This is a genomic window from Armatimonadota bacterium (assembly GCA_022563855.1).
Classification (GTDB): Bacteria; Armatimonadota; Fimbriimonadia; order Fimbriimonadales; family Fimbriimonadaceae; genus JADFMN01.
Genome location: JADFMN010000008.1, coordinates 63,626 through 86,415, shown reverse-complemented (window position 1 = coordinate 86,415; position 22,790 = coordinate 63,626). Strand labels below are relative to the sequence as shown.

General features: G+C 60.4%; 17 protein-coding genes and 2 tRNA genes. 11 read left to right on the top strand and 8 right to left on the bottom strand.

The genetic code is table 11. The annotated features are described in order from the left end of the window. Positions 1–141 precede the first annotated feature (141 nt). From IH944_10730 to IH944_10715, 4 genes are all read left to right on the top strand, one after another. On the top strand, positions 142–588 hold the full coding sequence (locus IH944_10730) for a hypothetical protein (GenBank protein MCH7905024.1): 447 nt from the start codon (positions 142–144) through the stop codon (positions 586–588). Between the two features lie 111 nt (positions 589–699). Further along, entirely contained in the window at positions 700–2,838 is a 2,139-nt protein-coding gene (locus tag IH944_10725) for a hypothetical protein (GenBank protein MCH7905023.1), read from the top strand. 6 nt (positions 2,839–2,844) lie between these two features. After that, positions 2,845–4,962, top strand: coding sequence for a hypothetical protein (locus tag IH944_10720; GenBank protein ID MCH7905022.1), 2,118 nt, complete (start codon positions 2,845–2,847; stop codon positions 4,960–4,962). 6 nt (positions 4,963–4,968) lie between these two features. Then, on the top strand, positions 4,969–6,969 hold the full coding sequence (locus tag IH944_10715; protein ID MCH7905021.1) for a hypothetical protein: 2,001 nt from the start codon (positions 4,969–4,971) through the stop codon (positions 6,967–6,969). Here IH944_10715 and IH944_10710 read toward each other — a convergent pair. Further along, positions 6,966–8,012, bottom strand: a complete 1,047-nt coding sequence (locus IH944_10710; GenBank protein MCH7905020.1) for a PD40 domain-containing protein — start codon at positions 8,010–8,012, stop codon at positions 6,966–6,968. The two genes, IH944_10715 and IH944_10710, sit on opposite strands and share 4 nt — an antisense overlap. Before the next feature lie 131 nt (positions 8,013–8,143). Between IH944_10710 and IH944_10705 the strand changes: the two genes are divergently transcribed. The 6 genes from IH944_10705 to IH944_10680 all read left to right on the top strand — a co-directional run bounded on the left by IH944_10705 (position 8,144) and on the right by IH944_10680 (position 18,664). Continuing rightward, entirely contained in the window at positions 8,144–10,282 is a 2,139-nt protein-coding gene (locus IH944_10705) for a hypothetical protein (GenBank protein MCH7905019.1), read from the top strand. Continuing rightward, positions 10,279–12,273, top strand: coding sequence for a hypothetical protein (locus IH944_10700; protein ID MCH7905018.1), 1,995 nt, complete (start codon positions 10,279–10,281; stop codon positions 12,271–12,273). Before IH944_10705 ends, IH944_10700 begins: the two co-directional genes overlap by 4 nt. Next, positions 12,270–14,246: a hypothetical protein gene (locus tag IH944_10695; GenBank protein ID MCH7905017.1), complete on the top strand. Its 1,977-nt coding sequence runs from the start codon at positions 12,270–12,272 to the stop codon at positions 14,244–14,246. Before IH944_10700 ends, IH944_10695 begins: the two co-directional genes overlap by 4 nt. After that, positions 14,243–16,354, top strand: coding sequence for a hypothetical protein (locus tag IH944_10690; protein MCH7905016.1), 2,112 nt, complete (start codon positions 14,243–14,245; stop codon positions 16,352–16,354). The genes IH944_10695 and IH944_10690 overlap by 4 nt, the downstream gene beginning before the upstream one ends. A 100-nt stretch (positions 16,355–16,454) precedes the next feature. Then, complete coding sequence (locus IH944_10685; protein ID MCH7905015.1) at positions 16,455–18,563, top strand: hypothetical protein; 2,109 nt, start codon at positions 16,455–16,457, stop codon at positions 18,561–18,563. 25 nt (positions 18,564–18,588) lie between these two features. Further along, a tRNA-Arg gene (locus IH944_10680) sits at positions 18,589–18,664 on the top strand. 9 nt (positions 18,665–18,673) lie between these two features. On the opposite strand, the gene IH944_10675 is transcribed toward IH944_10680, so the two are convergent. After that, the gene (locus IH944_10675) at positions 18,674–19,258 is read right to left on the bottom strand and encodes a hypothetical protein (GenBank protein ID MCH7905014.1); all 585 of its coding nucleotides are present in this window, start codon (positions 19,256–19,258) and stop codon (positions 18,674–18,676) included. 84 nt (positions 19,259–19,342) lie between these two features. Further along, positions 19,343–19,897 (bottom strand): hypothetical protein, encoded by a 555-nt coding sequence (locus tag IH944_10670; protein ID MCH7905013.1) that lies wholly within the window; start codon positions 19,895–19,897, stop codon positions 19,343–19,345. A 116-nt stretch (positions 19,898–20,013) separates the two neighbouring features. On the opposite strand from IH944_10670, the gene IH944_10665 reads away from it, so the two are divergent. Continuing rightward, the gene (locus IH944_10665) at positions 20,014–20,784 is read left to right on the top strand and encodes a hypothetical protein (protein MCH7905012.1); all 771 of its coding nucleotides are present in this window, start codon (positions 20,014–20,016) and stop codon (positions 20,782–20,784) included. Here IH944_10665 and IH944_10660 read toward each other — a convergent pair. The 5 genes from IH944_10660 to IH944_10640 all read right to left on the bottom strand — a co-directional run bounded on the left by IH944_10660 (position 20,781) and on the right by IH944_10640 (position 22,732). Then, positions 20,781–20,999: a heavy-metal-associated domain-containing protein gene (locus IH944_10660; GenBank protein MCH7905011.1), complete on the bottom strand. Its 219-nt coding sequence runs from the start codon at positions 20,997–20,999 to the stop codon at positions 20,781–20,783. The genes IH944_10665 and IH944_10660 overlap by 4 nt on opposite strands. 15 nt (positions 21,000–21,014) lie before the next feature. Next, the gene (locus IH944_10655) at positions 21,015–21,545 is read right to left on the bottom strand and encodes a glutathione peroxidase (GenBank protein MCH7905010.1); all 531 of its coding nucleotides are present in this window, start codon (positions 21,543–21,545) and stop codon (positions 21,015–21,017) included. A 60-nt stretch (positions 21,546–21,605) separates the two neighbouring features. Beyond that, complete coding sequence (locus tag IH944_10650) at positions 21,606–22,007, bottom strand: hypothetical protein (GenBank protein MCH7905009.1); 402 nt, start codon at positions 22,005–22,007, stop codon at positions 21,606–21,608. Between the two features lie 86 nt (positions 22,008–22,093). Continuing rightward, positions 22,094–22,168 (bottom strand) — tRNA-Val (locus IH944_10645). A 51-nt stretch (positions 22,169–22,219) separates the two neighbouring features. After that, the gene (locus IH944_10640; protein ID MCH7905008.1) at positions 22,220–22,732 is read right to left on the bottom strand and encodes a hypothetical protein; all 513 of its coding nucleotides are present in this window, start codon (positions 22,730–22,732) and stop codon (positions 22,220–22,222) included. Positions 22,733–22,790: the final 58 nt, after the last annotated feature.

Sequence of the window (22,790 nt, the reverse complement as noted above, 5' to 3'; positions counted from 1 at the left end):
GCAGTCGCCAGTGAGTAGAAACGGTTTAGGGCGAGCGAAGGCGTGGGATTCAATACCGTTTGACCTAAACCATTGGGACAACTAGGAACAAGATCACGCGGCAACCGGCTTCCAGTGCAAGGCGTATAATTGGGAACGGCGATGGACGAGGGCCTGCGAGAAGATCCTGGACAGAGGTTGACGGCCGATGAGGTCGATGAGGTCATCCTGCGATTCCGGGAAGACGAGGAGATGCGCCAGCAGGAGTTGGAGGGGCGCGCCACGTCGCCGACTGTCAAGGATTTGGCAGAGGGCTTGAACGTGCTGCCAGAGCGCATCGAGGGGATTCTCGCCCAGATTCGCAAGGAGCGAGCCCCCGCGCTGCGGCAGGACCAAGGCATGGAGCAGGTGCGGAGCAAGAACCGCAACGTCTACGCCATCGCAATAGCGGCGTTTGTGCTGCTGATGGTGCTCGGGGTTTTTGCAGCGCTCCTTTTTTCGAGCGCCGCGCCTCCGACTCAGGCTCCACAGCCGGTCGAAAGCACTGGCACGATCCCCGGCGAAATGGTCGATCCGGTCGGTGAGACTCTGGAACCGGCCATCGACTAGGGCGTACTTGAAAGTCGCCACCCTGTAGAGACTGGCACCGCTCGTCGGGCTCACCCAGTCGTTGATACTGGACAACTCTGTTAGAATGGTAGGTAGAGACCCGGGAGAACGATGCTTGCCGCGCTTGCCGCCTGCTATGTTATCGCCCAACAGAAGACGTTCGATTTCGACCACCGCGCAGCGCCTGCGCCGGTGATCGTTAAGGCGCTCGGCGAGGGTATCGGCGTCGAGATGCGCGCCGACGGAAACCTCAGGGACGACATCCTGGTCGTCCACCTCGCGGATGCGACGCAAGAGCAGGCGATGGAGTGGATCGCGCACGTCGTCGAGGGTGAGTGGCAGTTGGACAAGGGTGTGTTGCGGCTGACGAGGTCGAAGGCGACCGAGCTTCGCCAAGAGAAGGAGTCCAGCGACAGAAGGCTTGCTGAATGGGCGCAGAAGTACCGATCGACCGAAGTCCCGCCGCCGCTCAACGCTGACGGAGCCGACAGCCTCGCGTTCATGCTTCAGGACGCGTCAGCAGATCAGGCCCGGATTCGGAGATTTAATTACCCGCCGCACGAAATCGCAAAGCTCACGCCAGGGCACAGGATGGCGGTCAGGCTGTTGCGCGAGTTCGACCCGAGCCCGTTCTTCGACATGCCGCAGGGAGTGACCGTCTACTTGCCGTTCGACAACGCGTCGGCCGACCCGCGCTTGCCGCGCCAGACGTCGACTTTCGCCGGGGATTATGAAAGGGAAGACAGGCTGTACGCTGCGGCGATGCAAAGCCGCGGGGTCGATGTCAGCAGAGTCCAGTTGTGGAGGCAGATCGGGCCGGGCGACTGGGATTCAGGTGCCTTCACCGGTGTGCTCACGATACGGCGGCAACCGCAGGGCCTCGTGCCGACGATTCAGATGCGGTGGGGCGAACCGAGGATCGCTCGTACGGTGAGAATCAGCAGTCCGGAGACACCGCCGTATGCGTACAAGCCGAGCACGCACGAAGAGTGGTGGGCGCCTTGCGTTTTGCCTGAACTCACTCTAGGCTTTTTGCCTCTCCGCGCTCCAGGCCGATTGGGGCCGGGCAAGCTGACGCAGGACGTGCCAGAGGTCGTTGCGAAGTTCTTCACTTCCAAGGATTTCGAGCCCCTGCATCTCGGCTCGCACCCGATCACGGTGCAGGCGGGCGAATCGCTCGGCAAGAGCGTGGTCGCGCTGCTGCAGGATAAACACTGGACGAACTTCCGGGCGCTGATACGGAACATGGAGGGGCAGCTGGGCTGGGTGTTCGATCTCGTCATCGGACGGGGTGACAGCCTAATCGAGGAGCGGGACGAGGTGCTGCTGGTCAGACCCGCAGATCCGGCGAAGACGAGAAGGGCTCGCGTTCCGCGCGACCTGTACTCTGCGATGGTCAGGGACGGCCTGAAGCACGGAGACGACTTCGAGGCGTACGCTAGGCTGATCGCAGGGTCGAGCCGGGAGGCGGTTGCCTACGACCGGCGAGATGTATCGTCGCTCGTAACCAGGATCGAGTATTTGCGGCCGTATGCGTCGAACTACCAGGTTCCGGTTCGGCTGTACGGGTCGTTGAGCGATTCTCAGAAATCCAGGGCTCGCGACGGTGGCGTCTTCGTGGACTGGGCGTCGTTGTCTGCGGATTCGCAGCGGGACTGGTACTTCACGTTGATGGACGTTGGCAACGTCGGCCGCCCTGGCGAAATCAGTCTGGAAGTTGGGCCCGGAATGGGGGAGAGGCGCGATAAGATTGTTGCCGTGCGCCGGATGGTCGCGCAGAACAGGCTGCCAGACGGGCTGCTCGTCGAACTGCGCAGAGAGCCGGTGCTCGTCGGCCAATCTATGCAAGGCCAGCGGCAGTATCTGCAGGCAATCTTCAGCAATTCGCTGTTCGCTTTGGTCGCGTCGAAAGAGCTGGGCAACGGTGGTTGGGCTACGATGAATCAGTTCTTGGTCAAGGAGAGGATCGTTCTCGAAATCAAGATCAGAGCTGGCGGCCGCTGGCATCTGGTCTCGAGCTACTGGGAGGTTCCCGTCAAGGAAGGTTATGAGACTTTCGGGTTCGGGGAAGTCCCGCCTTCGATCTACGAGCCGTTCCGTGCTCAGATCGAAGAGATGAAGAAGATGATGCAGGATCCGCCGGGTTTGCCGAGCGATCCGCGCGCTCTTCTAGCTGACGCGGCTATGAAGAACGGCGATGCGTTACGTTCTTCGCTGGCAGATCGTCGTATAAGATCGGTGAGGCAGTAAATCACCATGCTGACTTGCATTCTTCTCTCGCTGGCGGTTCAACAGAAGACGTTTGACTTCGACCACAAGGGCGCGCCGGTTGCGCGGGTCGTTGCGGCGATGGCGGAGGCGTTTGGGGAAGAGCTGAAGGCCGACGGCACGATGTCGCGGGATTACGTCATCGTCGCCTTTCGCCACACGACAGCAGAGAGAGCGAAGGAGCTCCTCGCCGACGCGCTCAATGCCTCTTGGGTCGAGAAAGACGGCGAGCTGATCCTGCACCGCAGCCACGCGCAGGAGCTGGAGGACGGACGCACGGACCTCGAAGTGCTGGCGCGGTTCATCCGGGCCATACAGGAGGAGCTAGAAGTTCCGGACCGGCTGGTCGGAGAGAAGGCGATCCGTTTCTTCAAGACGCTGTACGACTCCACCGGAACCAGAATTTCTGTCAGCGTGCTCGAGACGATGACTGCGAAGCTGCCCGGCAGCCGCGCAGTTGCGCGGCTTGTCAGAGAGTTGGATGCAGAGTTCCTCGCGAAGCTGCCGCTCCGTGTGCCGATTGTGTTCTCTGTGGCAGGCGGTTTCGGCAAGCGCCAACTTCCCAGTTCGGCGCGAGCAGTCCTCGGTGAGTTCATCCAGGATCAAAACGGTTTGGTGGATTTGCTCGAACTGCGAGCCGCGACCGTCGACCCGCTGCTGGACATGGGGCGAGTTTCAACAAACGTGCAAGACGTTCGAGTCACCATCATGCTGACAAGAACTGGACTGAGGGTCAGGCTGACCTCGCCAAAAATCGACGAACGGAGACACGTCGATGTCAGCCTATCTTTCGAGGCCCCCTCAGACCTCTACTACGGTTCGAAGCAGTGGCCAGATGGCCTGGACGGGCTGCTCAATCTCAGCGCGATCGCGATGGAGCGAACTTGGCTTCGTCCTCCTACGACTCCGCTAACAAAGTCTCCCAATCAGCCGTCAAAGGAGTTGCTCGAAGTGTATCTGAACCCGAAGGAGCACGACTTCCTGGAGCTTGCGATTTCTGAAATCGTCAAGCAGGCTGCCGACCAGAGCGGTAAGAGCTTTGTAGCCGTACCGTACGACTGGACCCTTGACATTCGCCTGTCTCGCTATAAGGAAATCTCGCTTGAGGACGCCCTAGACTTGATGTTTCTGATGCTTTATCAGCAAGTCGAATTGGCCGATGCAGTGGTTGTCACGCCGATGACTCCTCTGCTGGCGAGGCAAGGGCACGTCGGTCGGCGGGAGTTTGCGAACTCGCTCAAGGCGTTCCGCAATCGAAGCAGGGACACTCTATCCCCGCTGGCCGACCTTTACGCCAGTTGCAGCAGCATACGGGCCACCAGTATTTTATCGTTCATGACAATGCTCAGCCGGACTATCAGCACGACGGACTACGGGTCGCTCGACCTGTTGGCGTTCTATGCGAAGATGAACGAAGGCGAACGAAGCAGGGCGAGAACTGGTGGCGCAGTTTTCAAACTGGTCGATTTAGACGAAGAGATGTTGGTGCTCGTCGCCTCCGCCTACGGCCACAGGCTCGGCGATGGCCCGGGCAGTGGAGCCGGGGCGTTCACGAGGCGCATTAGCGGCTGGAACGACGGTGCCTACGACCGATCCCGACAGGAGTCTAGGTGGCTGCGCGATCTCGCGTCGAGCGAGATTTCGATTCGAGTGGAGACCGTCCGGATGAGCACTCCGTTCTACGTTCGGCACGACACGAATTTTGGCTTTCTACAGGCCAGCGCGACGTCGATCGGTCGCCTCGCCGGTCGTGGCGCGGCCGCCCAGCGCGCGGGATTGTCGCTGTCAGATGAGCCGTATTTGTATCGGATCGTCGAGGAGCAGGGAATTCTGATGAGCGTGATCTCCGGCGGGAGCGAGGTTCACCTCACGTCGTACTTCGTCCCGGCGATCTACGAGGGTGACGAGATGGTTCCGCTCAATGACTTGCCGAAGTCTTTCCGCGATCAGTATCAGGCCGCGCTAGAAGTCGAACTGCGCAAGCTGCAAGACCCGCCGCCACTGTCTGCCGTGCAATGGGCTCTTCTGGCCGACACCCTTATGAAGAACGATGATGCGTTACGTTTTCCGTCGGCAGATCGTCGTATAAGATTGACTAGGCAGTAGGAAACCATGCTGACTTGCATTGCGTTAGCGCTGGCGGTTCAACAGAAGACGTTCGACTTCGACCACAAGGGCGCGCCGGTCGCTCGCGTCGTCGAGGCGATGGCGGAGGCGTTCGGGGAGGAGATGAAGGCCGACGGCACTATGTCGCGGGACTATGTGATCGTCGCCTTCCGCGACGCGACCGCGGAGAGAGCGAAGCAGCTCCTCGCCGACGCCATGAACGCCTCGTGGATCGAGGACGACGGCAAACTGATCCTGCACCGCAGCCACGCGCAGGAGCTAGAGGACGAGCGCACGGACTTAGCAGTTTACTCACGGTCCATCCGGGGAATCCAGGAGCAGATCGAGATTCCCGACAGACTGGTCGGAGAGCAGGTGGCGCAGTTCATCAAGGTGCTGTTTGAGACCGCAGCGGACGGAAGAACATATAGTGAGGGCGAAGCGATGCGGGCGATGCTGCCGGGCGGACGAGCGCTTGCTCGCCTTGCCAAGGAATCGGACGCGGAATTTCTTGCCAGCCTGCCGCTCGGCGTGCCGGTGACGTTTTCTGTGACCGGCGGCTTTGGAACGCGGCAGCTTCCCAACTCCGCCCGACCTATCCTCGCTGAGTTTATCCAGGATCAGAACGCTCTGATGGAACTGCTCGAACTACGGGCGGCAACCGCCGCCCCGGTCGCGGGCATGGGGCGAGTTTCTCCGAGCTTGCAAGACGTTCGCGTAACGATCATGACGCACGGATTTGATCTGATGGCCACGATCAGGGCTCCAAGGACCGACATACCGGTTGACGTCGAAATCGTTCGGTTCTTCGATGGACCGCTGGAACTCTACGTAACTGACATGCAGTGGCCAGACGGGCTGAACGCGTCGATCGAAGTCAGCGAACTCGCCAAGCAGTCCTGGCGGGTGCGCCCACCTCCAACGAACGGCGCGCTGTCGCCCGATCAACCGTCGGAAGAGCTGCTCGAGATCTACTTGAACCCCAAGGAGCACGACTTTCTGGAGTTGGCGGTCTCTGAGATCGTCATACAGGCCGCAGAGCAGAGCGGCGAGAGCTTTGTGGTCGTGCCGCTGGACTGGATCGGCACCGGGCGCCTGGCGCGATACAACGAGATTTCGATCGACGACGCGCTGGACATCATTTTTCGAGTGTTCTACGAGCAGCGGCGACTGCCCGACGCGACGATCGTCACTGCGATAACCCCCGCGCAGGCTAGGCGAGACCGCGTTGGCCGACAGGAGTTTGCGAACTCGTTCAAGGCGTTCCGCGAGCGCAAGAGGGACACGCTCACTCCGCTTGCTCACGTCGTTAGCAGCAGCAGTACTTTGTTCGTATCTTCCCTCTTGAATCGACTGTCTGCCCTCAGTCGAACCGTGCGGAGTTCGAGGTCGGACTCGACGGATCTGCTGTCGTTCTATTCAAAGATGACCGACGGCGACCGCGGCAGGGCGAGGACTGGCGGCGCAATCTTCAGCCTAGCCGAATTGGACGAGGAGCAGTTGGCGCTTCTCGAATCGATCTTCGGAACTAGAGTGAACATAGACGTTTGGGGCCTGCTGCTGCGCACAGCCGAAGGGCCGATCACCAGTCAGCATATGGCCGAGGAGAAGAGTCGGCTCCGCAATATACGAACAAGCGGCCTAGCCATTCGAGTGCAAACCGTACGGCTGACCACCACGTTTTTCCGTGGGCGCAACCGGGGTCGCGCCACAGTCCCGCTACAGCCGAGGTCGATGGGGGGCCTCGCGTATCTGGGCGCTATGGCAGAACGGGCAGGATTGCCAGTTCCCAATAACGATCGTGTTTTCCGGGTCGTCGAGGAGCAGGGAATTCTCATGAGCGTGATCTCGGGCGGGAGCGAGGTTCACCTCGCGTCGTACTTCGTCCCGGCGATCTACGAGGGCGACGAGATGGTCGAGTTCGACGACTTGTCGCAGTCTTTCCGCGACCAGTACCAGGCCGCGCTCGAAGCCGAGCTGCGCAAGCTGCAAGACCCGCCCCGCTAGTCAACCCAGTCGGCGACGAAGATGTTCGTCTCGCCCTGGACTTTGTTGTACCGGTTGCTGGCCCAGATGAGCTTCTTGCCGTCGCGGCTGAACATCGGGAACCCGTCGAACTCGTCGATAAACGTGATCCGCTCCAGTCCTGTGCCGTCGACGTTGATCGTGTACAGCTCGAACTCGCGCCCGCGCGGGTCGGTGTGGTTCGAGCCGAAGATGATCGTCTCGCCGTCGGGGTGTAGGAACGGCGCGAAGTTAGCTCCGCCGAGGTGGGTGATCTGGCGCTTGTTCGAGCCGTCCGCGTTCATGATCCAGACCTCCATTTCGCCTGGGCGAACCATGTGGTCGGCGAGCAGCCGGGAGTAGTCGCCGCGCTCCTCCGCGGTCATGTCCAGCGGGCTGCGGCGGAAGACGATCGTCTTTCCGTCCCAACTGACGAACGGGCCGCCGTCGTAGCCGAACTCGTCGGTCAGCTTCTTGACTCCAAACCCGTTCAAGTCGGCGCGGTAGATGTCTAGATCGCCTTCGAAATCGCTGGTGAACGTCATGTACTGGCCGCCAGGCGCCAGCGTCGTCTCGGCCAGGTATCCGGGGAGGCTCAAAACCGATTCGAGTTTCCACGTACCGACGTCGCGGCGGTACAGGTCGAACGCCGGGTTGACCATCCAAACGTAGCCGAGGCTGTGGTCGACAGGCGGCTGCTTGCCCTTCATCGTTCGGTGGCTCGAGCTGAAGTACACGTACTGGCCATCCGGCGAAAAGTAGCCGCACGTGCAGCGCCCGAGGCCGGTGCTGACCAGGGTCTTGTTGCTGCCGTCCGCGTCCATGACGAAAATCTGCTCGTCTGGGAATCCCGGCTGGGTGGACTGCCACACGATCTTGGTGCCGTCCAGGTTCCAGTACGCCTCGGCGTTCTGCCCGCCGAACGTCACCTGGCGCACGTTGCGCAGGTGGCTCTCCCTGCTGACTAAAGGAACGGACAGCGAGTCCGGCCACCCGTCAAATACGTCGTCCTGCGCCAAGGCAATGGCGGCGAGAGCTATCAGCATCTCTGGAGATTGTGTCTTCGTCAGCCGTCGGTCCTAAGGCTCGTGCTGACGGACGCTTGACCACGATGACGCCGTGATAACGGCCCGATGCCTCGCGGGAGTTGTTATACTGTCGGGTAGAGGGACGTGAGATGTTATTGATCGCAGCGGTAGCGGTGACGATGGCGGCGCCAGCTAGGCTTGACTTCGTCCATCCGATCGACCGTGCCGAAGTGGTGTTTGCGGAGCTGAGCAAGAGTGTCGGAGTGACCATCCGCCCGAGCGGTGCGCTGCGGGACGACCGAATATTCGTGCGCCTGCGCGATACGGACTGGGAGTCGGCCATGCCGATGCTTGCCGAAGGGCTGCGGTCGGAGTGGCGGCAGAGAGGCGATATTCTGTACCTGCACCGCCCTCCGTTTGAACCAGAAACGAGCGCCAAGGAGCGAATCGCAGGCGAGTTCCGCAAGTGGCAGAGGGCGATCAAGGTCGAGGACGACTACAGCTACGGCACGCTAGTCGAGAGGATGCTCAGGATGCGAGAGGACCGAAGGCAGCCGGGGGGTGAGTACGGATACGGCTCTGACGTTGAAGAATACGTTTTCTTGAGCGATCTGGATGACCCGCTGGGCGAAGTCGATGGAGTGCTCGCCCCCGGCGTTCGTGCCTTGATCCGATTGATGCCGCTGATCGACCCGAACGCGATCGGAGACCTGCTCGATGAGCCTGCTACTTTCGCAAGCGTAGACGCCAAGGCTAGGGACTTGCCTCTGCCCAGATCGGCCGTGCCCGTGTTCAAGCAGTTTTGGAACGAGCGCGAAACGATGCGCAGGGTGAACGAGGTTATCGATCCGGACGGCAATGTATTTCGCGGTTTTGAATCGAGCCGCTTTGATCAGCATTTTTCCGACGACAACCCGATGCTCGTGGTGGTCAAAGTCGATGAGTCGTGGATCGGTCTCAGACTCGTCGTTCAGTTTGAAGGGCAGTTGATCCAAGTCGGCTACGTCCGGATCTGGTTGAATCGCTTTTTCGGCTGGGGAGCCCAGCGTGAGCGCAAGAAATTTCCTCAGCTGAGCGATCCGCTCGAGCTCACAAAGGAGGAGGACGCAGTTGCAAAGCTCATCCAGCAGCATTATTCTCGGAGCGTAGGGAGGGAGCCGTTGCTCGACGAAGAGACGAGCGCTTACGCGCGCAGCCTCTTGGCGGACCCCGTAGCGAACGACCCCCTGCGACTAGTGTGCCAGCCGGTTCTAGAGCAGGCCGCAGACGCCCGCGAGTCGAGCATGGTCGCGCTGTTGACCGACGCCTCAATACTGCACGCTTATTGGGCTGGCGTCGAGAGCGCTACCGTCGGTCAGGCGCTCGCAACGCTTGTCGGCGGCGTCTGGTCAGCGGAGAGCGTCGAAAAGGACGGCTACTGGCTCCTCTATCCCCGCGATCTATCGGTATTGGAGGGCAATCGGCTCAATCGCGAGAGGCTCAAGGCGTTCATCGAAACCTCGATCAGGATCAACGCCTTTACCTTAGAGAGCTTGATCGGCCTATTCAGGGCCGCTGGCTCGAAGTCGGCGCACACCCTTTCGATGAAGTACGCCAACACGGTTTTCGGTGAGGAAGGGTGGAGCTCGAGCGCCAATGCGATCTCGCTTCTTTCCGGGTTTAGCCAAGGCGCGATTCGCGCTATGCGAGGGGATGGGTACGCGGTCTTCGGAACAGAACTGCCGCTGGATTTTCAACGTTGGATACTGACATCCGTGTGCACGACCTACGATACGTTGACCGATCAGCCGTTCGACCCGACGAAGGGCGACTCCTACGGCTCCTCATCCGCTGAATTGATGGAGGCGGGGGATGAACCTGAAGCCAGGAGCACGTTGCTTGCGCTGCGGGATGGAATCCAGAGGGGCGTCAAAGTTCAGCTGAAGCTCAAATATGAAACAACGTTGGCTCCAAAATTTCCCGAGGGGAGCGGGTTTGGTCTTTCACGATTGTTCGAGATGGAAGTCGAACAGTACGCCCGTGTGTTGACTTTCTTCAGGCAGTTCCGCGAACAGGGGCTCTCGGGTTGGATGGAAGGCGCGGACTTCACGAAGGTGAGCATCGGTTTTCAAGAGACCCTGTACGTGATCATCGAGTTTCCTGGCATTGGGTATACGTATGAGGTCATGAAGCTGCCGACGGGGAGGATCAAGAAAGAGTACGTCGACTACGACGACCTCCCGGCGAATATCAAGTCGCAGATTGGGGATTTCACCGGAGGAACCGACGGCGGCGGTCAGCGGCCATGATTGCGGCCATTGCTTTGTTCGCGCTGGCCCAGTTGCAAACCGTCACGTTTACGCACCCGGCTGCTCACTCGTCCGTGGTGCTCGCTGCGCTCGGCGAAGAGCTGGGGATGACGATAAAGCCCAGCGGTTCCGTCAACAAGGACTACTTCCTCGTGCGCTTCGACGACGTGCCGGTGAATGACGCGCTCGACAAGATCGCGGAGACGCTCAACGCGACGTGGAGCGAAAAGAGCGGCGTGCGCTATCTTGGGCGCACCCACGCACAGGAGCTAGAGGACGAAAGGCGAGATGCGGAGCCGTTTCTGAGAGAGCACGGGAAGTACTTCAAGAGCGCGATCGTCCCGCCAGATTTCACGATCGATCTCGCAAGGGCGATGCTGCCAGCCCCGGGCCGCCAAACAGTTGAGCGAGGCGTCACTGTCATCGAGCAGCCGAAGAACGTCCCTCTGCTGCCAGGCAAGCGGGCGCTGGACAAGCTTGTCAGGTCGCTGCAGAAGGGCACTTTGCTCAGCATCAAAGATCAAAGGAGGCACGTCCTGCGGAGCAGGGAGGTGCCCGCTTGGAGGGACGCGTTCAGAGGCTTGACTTTGGAGTGCAACACGCTAGCTTCCCTCGCAAAGGCGACGTACGACCAGGCGGGGCAGACCACTGGGGCGGTCAACGCCTGGTCGAAAAGGACTTCTCCGGTAACGGCGATGGAGCTGCAAGTCTCCCGACAGGGGCCTGGCGCCAGCTACAGCCTTATCTATGGGGGCGAAGGCTGGTCCACGACAGACACCCTGAGAATCCCCAACAACCGGTACTCACGCATGCACGAAGAGCCGGTCTGGGGCGACATGGCCGATCCTTTCGAGTTCGGCGAAGACGGCAAGATGATCCTCGACTATCTGATCGCGAAGAGAGAGTCGGAGGGCAAAGAACCGCTCCATCCTCCCGCACCGCTCGTCGAATACATGCTCGATTTAGAGAGCAACGGGTTGCTAGGCCCGCTGATCGGCGACGCGTGGCTGGAGCTTTTGAGAACAAAGGGCATGAACGGCGTCGTCGTCCTGCCGGACTCTGCGTTAGGCGTCGCGCTGAGGAGGCCAGACCTGCAGACTTCAGTGTCGGTGATACTGGGCTACGGCGCACAAGGCATGGATGTTGTCATTACAGGAAGGACGCTGACCGCCGTACCCTCCGCCCCGAGCGCAGCCCGCGCGAACCGTTTCGACCGCAAAGCGACGCAGCGGTATATCCGCGCTGTACTGCGCAAGAAGAGAGTTCTCGTAGACGATGCTGCGGCGTTCGCTGCCGGACAGGAGAACAGGAGGGCGCTCGTGTCCGCTGACCGCGTCGCGAAGGTCGTCATGCCGATGGACGCCGACCGCTGGTTCAACGCATTCGGCGCGTCGTCCCGAGCGCTGGCCGTTTATGGGCTCCTCGACGCGGCACAGAAAAAGGCCGCGTGGGACGGAGGAGCGACCGTTGAAATCAGGAGCGCTCGGAAAAAGCTGGCTGATCTATTGGGCGAGATATTCCTCAGCGGAGACATGCGGCTCGCGAAGGAGTACAAGCCGGTGGACGACTGGGGTTATCGTGCTCAGACTCCCGGCGGCGCCTACGTCGGGCTGGCCGTGGGCGGTTTGATCCCCAGGGACGCGAGAGTGCGCGTAACCGTCGTGCGCGAGATGAAGCTCAGCCCCATGCAGCCGATTGAGACGCGGACGTTGATCGCGGCGCGGCCGGCCTCGATAGAGGAGTTCGTGATGTGGGCAAAGCGGGGCAAACTACCGGGCTTTCCTAACCTCGACTACACGAAGGCGCTCTGGCACCAGATGGCGAGGGTGGAGGTCAGCCTGCATATGCCAGGGCAAGGGTACGCGACCGTCTCGACGATCGTCGACGAGCGGCTTTTCGACGACAAGCACGTAGAATTGAACAAGCTGCCTGCGGCTGTGCAGCGCGAGCTGGCCGCCGCCGGCATGAAGGTAGGTAAAGAACAACGATGATGACCACGACTATAGCCGCTCTGCTAATCGGAGGACTCAGCTATGCCGAAGTCCCCGAGTCAGTTACTTTCACACACTCGTGCGCGCATTCCAGCGTCGTCCTCGCCGCGCTCGGCGAAGAGCTGGGGATGCAGATCAAGCCCAGCGGCTCGGTGAAGCAAGATTACTTCCTCGTCCGCTTCGACGACGTGCCGGTGAAAGACGCGCTCGACAAGATCGCCGAGACTCTCAACGCGACGTGGACGGTGAAGAGCGGCGTTCGCTACCTCGGCCGGACGCGCGCGCAGGAGATCGCCGACTTCGAGATTGAGATCGACGCGAGAAAGGCCGCGATCGAGAAGGCCGTTGCAAGAATGGAGTTCCCGGATCTCACAAGCGCCCTCGCTAGATCGCTGGCGATCCAGTCGAGGGACTTCGGCCCACTGGCCACCGCCGCAGACAGGGAGAGACACAGGTCCATCTCCCGACAGTTGCCAGGGTATCGCGCGATGGTACGGCTGATCAAGCTCCTCGACCTCGATAAAGTCGTGAAGGCGCTCGGCTATCCGCTCATCTTCTCCGTGATGGGAGACGGCGAGCCCATGCCCCCCGGCGCCGACGCGGTCTTTCGACAGATGAGACAGGAGTGGGAAGTCACGGCCCGCGAGGCCGGCGAAGTCGGGATCGCGTCGGGAGATCGCACGATCGGAGTCTATCTGAAGTTCGCCTCCGACTCTCCGATCTTGACGGAGCGGCTCCAACTCAGCGTGCACGCTTCCGATACGAAGGCGTCCTTCTACCTATCGTTCATCGCGGACAACAAGTGGGAGACAATAGGCTACTACTCGCTTTCGTACTCCGACGAGACCACGATCCCTAGGTGGGTGCTCCAGCTCGATGCGCCTGCAAAAATGGAGGACGTCGTTTTTGCGTCGGTGGCCCCTTCGACCCTCGGTCAAGAGAGCCGCGTCCTGAAAGAAGCGCTCTTGTCTTCCGAAGGCGCCGACGTCGTGCTCTCCGCGCCTGGGGCCGTGCTGCTCCAGGCTGCCGAGGAGATGCACGTGTCCCTCGTGGCCCACCTGCCCGACTCCGCATTTCTTGCTTTGGCGAAAGGGAAGATCGCCCAGGGCTCGTCGCTCGCCCAGCTGCTTTCGGTGATGATCGCCGACCAAGCCGTAACAGTCGAATTGGGCGACGGGTGGCTGATGGCGAGGCCGAAAGCGCCCTACACCGCCAGACGTAAGCGGATGGACCGGCGGGCGTTCAGAGCCATGTTCGGCCACGCCGTTGATAGGGGATCCATACCGATCGAGGTCTTCTCCGACTTCGCCGCGACGACGCTCGAAGACGATCCCGCGTTCGTTGCGAACCACCTTCTGGGCCGGGCGCTCAAGCTCAGGCTAGGACTTCCCACCTACGGCATAGAGAACTTCCGCATCTACGGCCTGCTGACGCCAGAGGAGCGTCGGCTCGCCAAAACGGAGGGCGTGACTCTCACGGGCAGGCCCGACGCCAGCCGGTTCGTCCTGGCTCTGGGGAAGAAAACGTCCCGCTACATGGAGGAGCATGAGTGGGGCGCGATGGCGATGAGGCAGCCGTTCCGTGAATACGAAGAGGCGCTGGCGCTCATCGCAGTCGACGACAAGTGGACGATCAGCGTTAGGGACGAAGGGTTCCTGCAACTGAATCTGTTCGATCGCGACGTATCCTCCTGGCTGACGTTCATGGACGTCCGCAGCTACGCCATGAATATGGTGAGCGCAGAGCGGCGGGGCGGATCGTCGGCAATGGCCGATTACTCGATGATGGCGCCAGTCTACGGTGCGACGGTCTACTTGGGGTATGAAAGGCCGGGGGGAGGCGGTACGAGTTTCGGGCGGTATGCAGACCCCATAGGCGATTCGGTCTTCGGCTCTATCAACGACCTCCCGGACGAGGTGAGGTCGAGGCTGCTCGAAGAGATCGACAAGGCTCGCGGCGGAGGGCGATCATGATTACTTCAATTCTCCTGTGTGCAACGGTTGCGGTTCAGCCGCGGACTGTGACGTTCGTCCATCCATGCGCGCATTCTAGCGTCGTGCTCGCCGCGCTCGGTGAAGAGCTGGGGATGAAGATCGAGCCGAGCGGCAGCGTCAACGACGACTACTTCCTTTTACGTTTTGACGCCGTGCCGGTGAAAGACGCGCTTGACAAGATCGCCGAGACGCTGAACGCGACGTGGACTGAGAAGAGCGGCGTGCGCTATCTTGGGCGCACCCACGCGCAGGAGCTGGCTGAGGAGAAGGAAGCTCTGATGGGCATGGTGCGGGGTGTCGAGAAGTTCCTCGCAGACAACCCGGTAGAGGGCGATTACACGCCCGAGGTTGCTCGAGATCTCATATTGAGATCGATCGAACTACAGTCGGATCGCGGCAACGCTCAGTTCAACGTGCAGCTACGGAGCCTCTCGACGAAGAGCCCCGGTACCAGGTTCTTGATGCGCGTTCTCGCGTCGTTCGATCCAGAAGTGCTCGCCAGCATCGAGGAGGGTTGGGCTGTGCGGTACGCGCCGAATCCGACGGGCGGGCAGCGGCCATTGCCTGCGGGCGGAGTTCGTGCGTATAACCAGTTCCTGCAAGAGACCGCGATCCACCGAGAGGCGATCGAAGCGACCGGCGCGCTTATGCAGCTGCCTACGATTCGTGACTTCTCCTCGCTGACCAGCCCGTATAAGGCGATGCTCGGGTCGCACGATGCGGCATTCGTCGAGTTCCAGCGTGGACGAGAACGCCTGATGGTTCAGCTGCGATTGCCTGGAGGGCTCTACTATTCCGTAATCGCGACCGTTTCGATTTTGGCGAATGAGGTCGCAATCCCGCCCGACCCTGCATTGGCTGCCCTCGAATCGAAGCAGGAGATTTCGCCGCTGTTGCAGAAGGCTTCCGAGCTGATGTTCTCGTGGTTCAGCGGCTCGCCCGACGGACTGCTGGTCAAGGTGCCATCAGAGGTGCAGGAAGTTTTCTCAAAGCCGACGGAGAACGACCCGCTGACCGTTCTCGGATCGGACTGGATTTTGCAGTCGGCCAAGGAGCTGAACCTGAACGTGGTCGCGCTGCTCCCCGATCTCGCCGCGTTCGTGCCGCTGATGGTCATGCAGCAGGGCGCGGAGACCTTGGGGCAGTACTGGTCGCTGACGGCTGTTCCCGATTTCGCGATGAGGTCGTCGGTCTCCGACGGCTGGCTGACGGTCGAGCCGATCTACAGGTCTTTGACGCGAAAGGACAGGCTGAGCCGGGTCGCGATCGAACGGTTCATCGAGTCGTATGAGAAGATCGGCAGCAAGTCGCTCGATCCGGTCGCCGATCTTGTCGGCCAAGCGAACTCGCAGTTGAGCCTGATGTTCTCGCTGGCGCTGGCGGCGATCGGCCTTGGTGAATCGTCCGTCTTGTCCGGCTTGAACGACTACGGTGATCTGGACGCCTTGCGCCTGTACTCGCTGCTCCCTCCGAGCGCGCGCAAAGAGGCCAGGGAGAGTGGGCATAGAATCGCGGTCGATTCCCTGAAGGGCGACGCATCGAAGTTTGCGACGCGCTTGCTGTTCGGCAGGCAGAGCATTGTCGAAGAACTCCGAGCGAATCCATCCGCTACAGATGATATCTTCGGGCGCCCCATGACGGGTGAAGGGATCAATGCTCAAGACGCGCTCGCCGCTGGCGTGCCGCGTGGCAGCGCGATCATCGTTCATGTGTTCACGCACCAGGCGGTGTTTCCGAAGCGGATGCAAGATGGTTCGCAATACCGCGGAAGCGGGCTTACGGCGGGCCAGTTAGCAGGTCAAATCGCGGATGCCGAGTACAACAGCTACGCTGGCCCAGACGCATCGCTCCTTGCCGTCGTTGAAGTAGAGCAGTTGGTGATCGAGTTCATATTCCCGGACATCGGCTATGTGTACGCCGATGCCAAGGTAGACCACGTCGGTCGGGACACGAAGTACGCCTCGCTCCAAGATATGGACCCTGATTGGAAGAAGGAGTATGACGAGAAGTTGAAGCAGAGCCGCAAGATGTACGGCGAAATGGCGAAGGCGCGGGCCGAGCGGAAGAACCCGCCGCCCTCGCGGTGAACTGGGGTACCTTTGAGCCCGCCGAAATCAGAGCCCGGCTCGAAGCATAGATCGAGACGGTTAGCAAGAGGTACGATTAAAGGTTAGGTGAAAGGCAAAAATGTTGACGTCGATTCTCCTGTGTGCAACGGTCGCGGTTCAGCCGCGGACTGTGACGTTCGTCCATCCATGCGCGCATTCTAGCGTCGTGCTCGCTGCGCTCGGCGAAGAGCTGGGGATGAGGATGGAGCCGAGCGGAAGCGTCAACAAGGACTACTTCCTCTTGCGCTTCGACGACGTGCCGGTGCAGGATGCGCTCGAAAAGATCGCCGAGACGCTGAACGCGACATGGAGCGTGAAGAGCGGCGTGCGCTACCTCGGCCGGACGCGCGCACAAGAGCTTGCTGAGGAGCAGGAAGGCTTGGCTGCAATGGTGCGGGGCATCAAGAAGTTCCTCGCAGAAAACACGGTAGAGGGCGAATACACGCCAGAGATCGCACGGCAGCTCATTACAAGATCGGTCGAGATGCAGATGGCTGGCAGCAGCCCCGATAACGTCAGGCAGCTTTGGAGTTTCATGGAGAGCACTAGCCCTGGCGCCAGGTACTTGATGCGGGTGCTGGCCTCGCTCGATCCGGAAACGCTCGCCAGGCTCGATGAGGAGAGGGTTGTGCGGTATTCGCCGAATCCAGAAGGCGGCCAGCGATCGCTGCCAAGCGGTGGGGTACGCGCTTACGAGCAGTTCCTGCAAGAGACCGCGATCCATCGCGAGGCGATAGAGTCCACAGGTGCGTTCGAGCAACTGCCGAAAGCGCACATGTACTCCTCGTTGGTCGATCCGTTTCGCCCGGACGGCGCATCGCACGACGCTGTTTTGGTCGAGTTCCAACGGTACCGAGAACGCCTGGGTGTTCGGATTCGTTTGCCAGGAGACTTCTTTTTGACCCGGATTGCGTTCGTTGTGATTCAGGCTGACGATATCACAACTCCTCCCGATCCTGCCCTGACCGCTCTCGAAGCACAGCATGAAGTTTCACCGCTGGTGCAGAAGGCTTCAGATATCATGCTCTCATGGTTCAGCGGGTCCCCCGACGGTCTGCTGGCCGAGGTGCCGCCAGAGGTGCGGGAGGTCTTCTCAACTCCGACTAAGAACGATCCGCTCGCCGTTCTCGCGTCGGACTGGATACTGCAATCGGCCTTGGAGTTGGACGTCGACGTCGTCGCGCTGCTCCCCGACTCCGCTGCGTTAGTTGAAGTGCGTGCCCTGCAAGAGGGTGCGGTAACCTTGGGCCAGGTCTGGTCGTCGAAAGCGGTTCTCGACTTGGAATTGAGGTCGTCGGTGTCAGACGATTGGTTGACCGTTGCGCCCACATACCGGTTTTTGACGAGAAAGGAAAGGGTGAGCCGGGCCGCGATCGAACGGTTCATCGAATCGTATGAGAAGATCGGCAGAAAGTCGCTCGATGCGGTAGCCGATCTTGTTGGATCGACGGAGTCAGAACCGCCCCTGCAGCTCTCACTGACCCTCTCGGCCATCGGCCTCGGCGAGCCATCGATCTTGGCCGGCTTCCTTGGTTTTCTGGACGCCTTGCGCCTGTACTCTCGACTTTCCCCGAGCGAGCGTAAAGCGGCCAGAGAAGGAGGGCATCGCATTCCGATAGATTCGCTGAAGGGCGACTCAGCCAAGTATGCGACGCGCATGATGTTCGGCAGGATGGGGTTCATCGAGGAAAGCAGGGCTGAAATCTCCCCAACGACAGAGTTCGCCTGGCGGCGCGCGCCTGTCGGAGCGACCTATGCCCAAGATGTTCTTGCTGGCGGCGTGCCTCCTGGCAGCTTGATCAACGTGTACGTCGTCTCGCACCAGGCGGTGTTCCCGAAGCAGATGGCTGCCGGTTCGGCGTACCAGCAGCAGGGACTCACAACGGCCATGCTGGCCAACCAAATTGCGGGCTCCGAGTACATCGGATGGCCCGCTCCCGACCCATCGCTGCTAGCGCAGGTCGAAGTAGAGCAGGTGGTGATGGAGTTCGTGTTTCCCGGCCACGGCTACTCGTACACCTGGGCATCGGTAGATCATCTCGGTCGGGACACCAAGTACGTCCCGCTGTCCGAGATGGATCCTGCATGGAGCCAGGATTTTGAGGAAAAGCTGTTGCAGTACCGGAAGATGTACAGCGAAAGAGCTGCGGTTCCCGGCCAGCGGAAGAACCCGCCGCCCTCGCGGTGAACTGGGGTACCGTTGAGCCCGCAGCGCCTCCGTAGCTCAGTGGATAGAGCGCCTCCGTCCTAAGGAGGGCGTCGTGGGTTCGATTCCTACCGGGGGCGCCAATGCCTCTACTAGAAGCCTTGGGACATTCCAACGACGAAGGAGACGACAACGAACAGCACTACTGCGAGATTGAGGCCTAGCAGAATCCAAGCGATAATGAGTGGGGCCTGCGCGTTCGGGTTGTTCATCCTCTTCGCCCGATTCGCTTGGTAGATCGCGAACGGATACAGGATAAGTGGGGCGCAGAGGAACCCCACTATGATCAGAATCCATGCGTTCTTGATCATGGCTGGCGTACCGTCGTCTAGGTGCGACACGCCCTGTCTCGGATAGGAGCTTCCCGGTGCCGGCGGGTTTTGGTACGGGTTCTGTGGCTGGCCCTGATAGGGGTTCTGAGGCGAAGCGCCGGGAGAGTCCATCAACGTCGGACGAGACGCAGGCACTGGGTCTTTGATAATCGACGCGCCCGGCCCGGTCGCGGTCGGTCCGAACACCAGTCCGGCAACCGTGCCAGCCTTGACGATCTGCTTGGTGTCAGCGTTCTCCAAGTCCGTTTCGGGCGTGATGCGCTTCTCGGTGATCCACTTGTTCAGAGTAGGGATGTCAGCTGGACCGAACTTCTGTCCACCCGTTGACAAGACGAAAAACTTCATTGCTTGATTCCGCTCAGATCGCGTTGCGGCCCAAGCCAGTCCAATGTACCGCGTGCGCGGGGGGCGAGGCAATAGCAGAGCGTCTCACAACACGAAAGACGTCAGCACGGAGAATACGACGATGACGGCGAGAATCCCCCCGAGACCCCAGTAAGCCCACCTTTGCTGCATCCGCAGACACTCTTCGACGGTCGCATACTTGCCGCTCTCCCAAGCCATCGCGTTGCCGTTTACGGCCAAGTACAGCGAAATCCCGACCAAGCCGACCATGCCGATGATGCCGATTCTTGTAAGGCTGAGAAGCGCCATCGCGCCGGCAAAGTAGCCGAGCTTGACGCCGTGCTTCAGCGCCCAGACCGGCGCAATCAACAAAGCCCCGAGGTTGAAGCCCCCTTGAACGGCGGCGGGAACCAACGTGCCGTCGTCGATCATGTCGGGCGCCGGTTCGTTCAAGTACGCCACTACCTGCGCGAACCTCAACGCCGGCAGCTGGTTTGCCGCGCATCTCACGCCGGACGGCACCTCCTCAAGAATCGTGGTCGTATGCACGCGCCCCTCGACGATCCACTGGTTCAGAGTTGACGTGTCCGCCGGTCCGAACTTGCTTCCATCCGGCAAGATCACGAAATACTGCGCCAATTGCAATTCCTCCTCTGTGCGCTAGGCCCGGACAACGTAAACTGGTTGCTAGCCGTCCTTCATATCATAGCCGACCGTGCGGATTCGCCGTTCAAAAGGCAATATAGGAAATAGAGATGCGCAGTACGTGGAACCAATTCCGACCAAAGAAGCTGCAGGTAACCGGCGCGCTGGGCCTGGTGATCGCGCTGCTCGTTGCGTTCGTGCTCAACTGGCTGCCCGGTATCGGGGAGACTTTCCGCGCGGCGTTCATGTTTGACCCGACCCTGGGCAAACCGTGGACGATATTCACGTATCCGCTGGCGTTCCCGGGAGCGCAGTTCTTCTTCTTTCTCATCATGTGCTGGTGGCTGTACCAGGTCGGAAGGATGCTGGAGCCGTCGATGGGAATGTGGACGTACGTCGCCTCGTTCGCAGTTTTTAGTCTGCTAGGCGGGATCGGGGTTGCGATCGGCGACGCTGTTTTCAGCGGTAAGGCGATTGCAGGCATCGGTCTGCCCGTTGCCGCAATGACCGTGCTGTGGGGGGCGAGGTACCAATCCGAGGTCGTAAGACTGATGCTTCTCATCCCGATCAAAGGCGTTTGGCTTGCCGCGATAACCGCAGCCCTGGTCTTTTTTGGGTACGGGGACGGCAATCCTCTAATCGGCGCCTTCGCACTGCTGCCGCTCGTCGCCGCTTGGTTCTACGGCACCGACAAAATCCCGTTCATGAGATTCGGTCAGGTCCCGTCGGTGGCGGACGCGCGCGTCAAGAAGAAGGACACCGCCGAGTTCCACACGTACATCGACAAGGTGAGAGAGCGCGAGACCGAGCGCAAAGAGCGCGAGCGGCTCAGGGCTCTGTTCGAGGACTCGCTCGAAGACGACGACAAGTCTGACGACTAGTCGTCGACGCGCTTCGACTCGAAGCCGAGCTCGTTGAGCTTCGCCAGGATTGCTTCCTCCGACACGACGGTGTCGTGAAACTCAACCTTCACTTGCTTGGTATCGGGGTTCCCGCTAACGGAGGCGATGCCAGCCAGCTTCGAAAGAGCCTCCTCTATCGAAGATGTGCACCCATCGCACGCGATGTCCGCGCTGTAATACGTTGCTTTAGTCATCTGATGTACTCCAAATTATGAGCCGAGTGCTTTTTCAATCTTCGCGACGAACTTGCCGTCCTCCGGCTTCGTTGTCGGATGGAATCGCTCGAGCACCTTTCCATCGCGGCCGACGATGAACTTCGCGAAGTTCCACTCGATCGGCGCCTTGTTGCCGGTCGCCTGCACCAGCCAGGTGTAGAGCGGGTGAATCCCATCGCCTTTCACGACGATTTTGCTGAACATCGGAAACGTCACGTCGTACTTCTCGCTGCAGAACTTCTTGATCTCGGCGTCGGTGCCCGGCTCCTGCCCTCCGAACTGGTTGGCCGGGAAGCCCACGACGACCAGGCCGCGATCCTTGTACTTGCGATACATGGCTTCCAGCCCTTTGTAGTGCGGGGTCAGGCCGCATTGGCTGGCGACGTTGACCACGAGCAGGACCTTGCCTTCGTACTTCTTCAGCTCGACCTTCTTCCCGTCGATGTCGGTCATCGTGAAGTCGTAGATCGTCGCTGGCCCGGTACTGGCGGCGAAGGCGAGCGCGAGTGCGGATACTGCAATCATGCCTTTATAGTACACGATGTTGTCCGGAGCGTGTACCTCGCTGGTTCGTTGGGTCTGAATCTACTCTTCCAAGGCGCCTGCGTCAATCCACTCCTTCAATTCCTCGATCTCTTCGTTCGTAAGCGGAGTGCCCTGCAGCGGCATCAGGGTGAATCCATCGGCGGCAGTGACACGCTTGACGATGAGGCTGCCATCCGCATCGCCCGCCGAAACCGGCGATCCGCTGACTCCGCCTTTCATCAAGCTGTCATACGACTCCAGGACTAGGCTGGCTGTCGCGTTTTGAGCCGAATGGCAAGGCATGCACTTGCCAAAGATCGGCAGTATTGTGCTCTTGAAGGTCGAATCGGTACTGTTCGTCGAAGCGTTATTGCTGGATTCACCCCCGCCGTTGCACCCGACGGTCAACAGCCAGGGAGCGAACGCCAAAGTCGCGAAAATCCAGACACATCGGTGACGCATCAACTGTAATTAATGCATATCACCGGATCTAGGTGCCCTCCGAACGACAAATAAGATTAATCTTCTGCTTCGACCGGGCGGAAAGATGGTGCGCGGTACAGGATTTGAACCTGTGACCCCTACAGTGTCATTGTAGTGCTCTACCGCTGAGCTAACCGCGCACGACGGGAGCCCGATTATGCGGTCGCGCGCGGTTGCAAGTCAAGTTATGCCTAGCCGGTCTCGATGTCCGGGGCTGGCCGTCTGCGGCCGGTTGTTCCGGTCGGGCCTGTCGTTGGCGGTTCCGGCGTTTTTTCAGGCGGACTAGCGGTCTTTTCTGCCGGTTCGGGAGTGGCGGGCTTCGGTTCTGCAGCTGTCTTCTTCGCGGTGGTCGTCTTTTTCGGCGCGGCCTTTGGCTTTGTCGTGGGCTTCTTTTTCGCAGCGGGTTTGCGAGCGGCGGCTTTCGGCTTTGCAGCTGCCTTTTTCTTCGCTGGCGCTTTCGGCTTCGTTGCGGCTTTCGGCTTAGTGGCGGCTTTTGAGGCTGCCTTCGGCGCCGCTTCTGCCTCGCGCTCTCCCTTGGCTTTCGTCTCGTCGACGTCTTTGGACGCTGTGTCGATCGCATCGCCGAATTTGCGGAAGCCTGCTGCGACCTTCTTGGCGACCGGCTTGCAAATCGCGATGATGACCGGCACGGCGAGAGCGGCCAGCAGTACCCAGCCGGAACCAATTGGCGGAATTCGTCGCATGATGTCTTCAATACACCCGAGAGGCTCGGCAAGTTGCAAGCGCGCCGAACGGCCCTAT

What these genes read in the sequence shown, in the direction of transcription:
- IH944_10730 (MCH7905024.1), top strand. Translation starts at nt 142, where the DNA reads ATGGACGAGGGCCTGCGAGAAGATCCTGGACAGAGGTTGACGGCCGAT.
- IH944_10725 (MCH7905023.1), top strand. Translation starts at nt 700, where the DNA reads ATGCTTGCCGCGCTTGCCGCCTGCTATGTTATCGCCCAACAGAAGACG.
- IH944_10720 (MCH7905022.1), top strand. Translation starts at nt 2,845, where the DNA reads ATGCTGACTTGCATTCTTCTCTCGCTGGCGGTTCAACAGAAGACGTTT.
- IH944_10715 (MCH7905021.1), top strand. Translation starts at nt 4,969, where the DNA reads ATGCTGACTTGCATTGCGTTAGCGCTGGCGGTTCAACAGAAGACGTTC.
- IH944_10710 (MCH7905020.1), bottom strand. Translation starts at nt 8,012, where the DNA reads ATGCTGATAGCTCTCGCCGCCATTGCCTTGGCGCAGGACGACGTATTT.
- IH944_10705 (MCH7905019.1), top strand. Translation starts at nt 8,144, where the DNA reads ATGTTATTGATCGCAGCGGTAGCGGTGACGATGGCGGCGCCAGCTAGG.
- IH944_10700 (MCH7905018.1), top strand. Translation starts at nt 10,279, where the DNA reads ATGATTGCGGCCATTGCTTTGTTCGCGCTGGCCCAGTTGCAAACCGTC.
- IH944_10695 (MCH7905017.1), top strand. Translation starts at nt 12,270, where the DNA reads ATGATGACCACGACTATAGCCGCTCTGCTAATCGGAGGACTCAGCTAT.
- IH944_10690 (MCH7905016.1), top strand. Translation starts at nt 14,243, where the DNA reads ATGATTACTTCAATTCTCCTGTGTGCAACGGTTGCGGTTCAGCCGCGG.
- IH944_10685 (MCH7905015.1), top strand. Translation starts at nt 16,455, where the DNA reads ATGTTGACGTCGATTCTCCTGTGTGCAACGGTCGCGGTTCAGCCGCGG.
- IH944_10675 (MCH7905014.1), bottom strand. Translation starts at nt 19,258, where the DNA reads ATGAAGTTTTTCGTCTTGTCAACGGGTGGACAGAAGTTCGGTCCAGCT.
- IH944_10665 (MCH7905012.1), top strand. Translation starts at nt 20,014, where the DNA reads ATGCGCAGTACGTGGAACCAATTCCGACCAAAGAAGCTGCAGGTAACC.
- IH944_10660 (MCH7905011.1), bottom strand. Translation starts at nt 20,999, where the DNA reads ATGACTAAAGCAACGTATTACAGCGCGGACATCGCGTGCGATGGGTGC.
- IH944_10655 (MCH7905010.1), bottom strand. Translation starts at nt 21,545, where the DNA reads ATGATTGCAGTATCCGCACTCGCGCTCGCCTTCGCCGCCAGTACCGGG.
- IH944_10650 (MCH7905009.1), bottom strand. Translation starts at nt 22,007, where the DNA reads ATGCGTCACCGATGTGTCTGGATTTTCGCGACTTTGGCGTTCGCTCCC.
- IH944_10640 (MCH7905008.1), bottom strand. Translation starts at nt 22,732, where the DNA reads ATGCGACGAATTCCGCCAATTGGTTCCGGCTGGGTACTGCTGGCCGCT.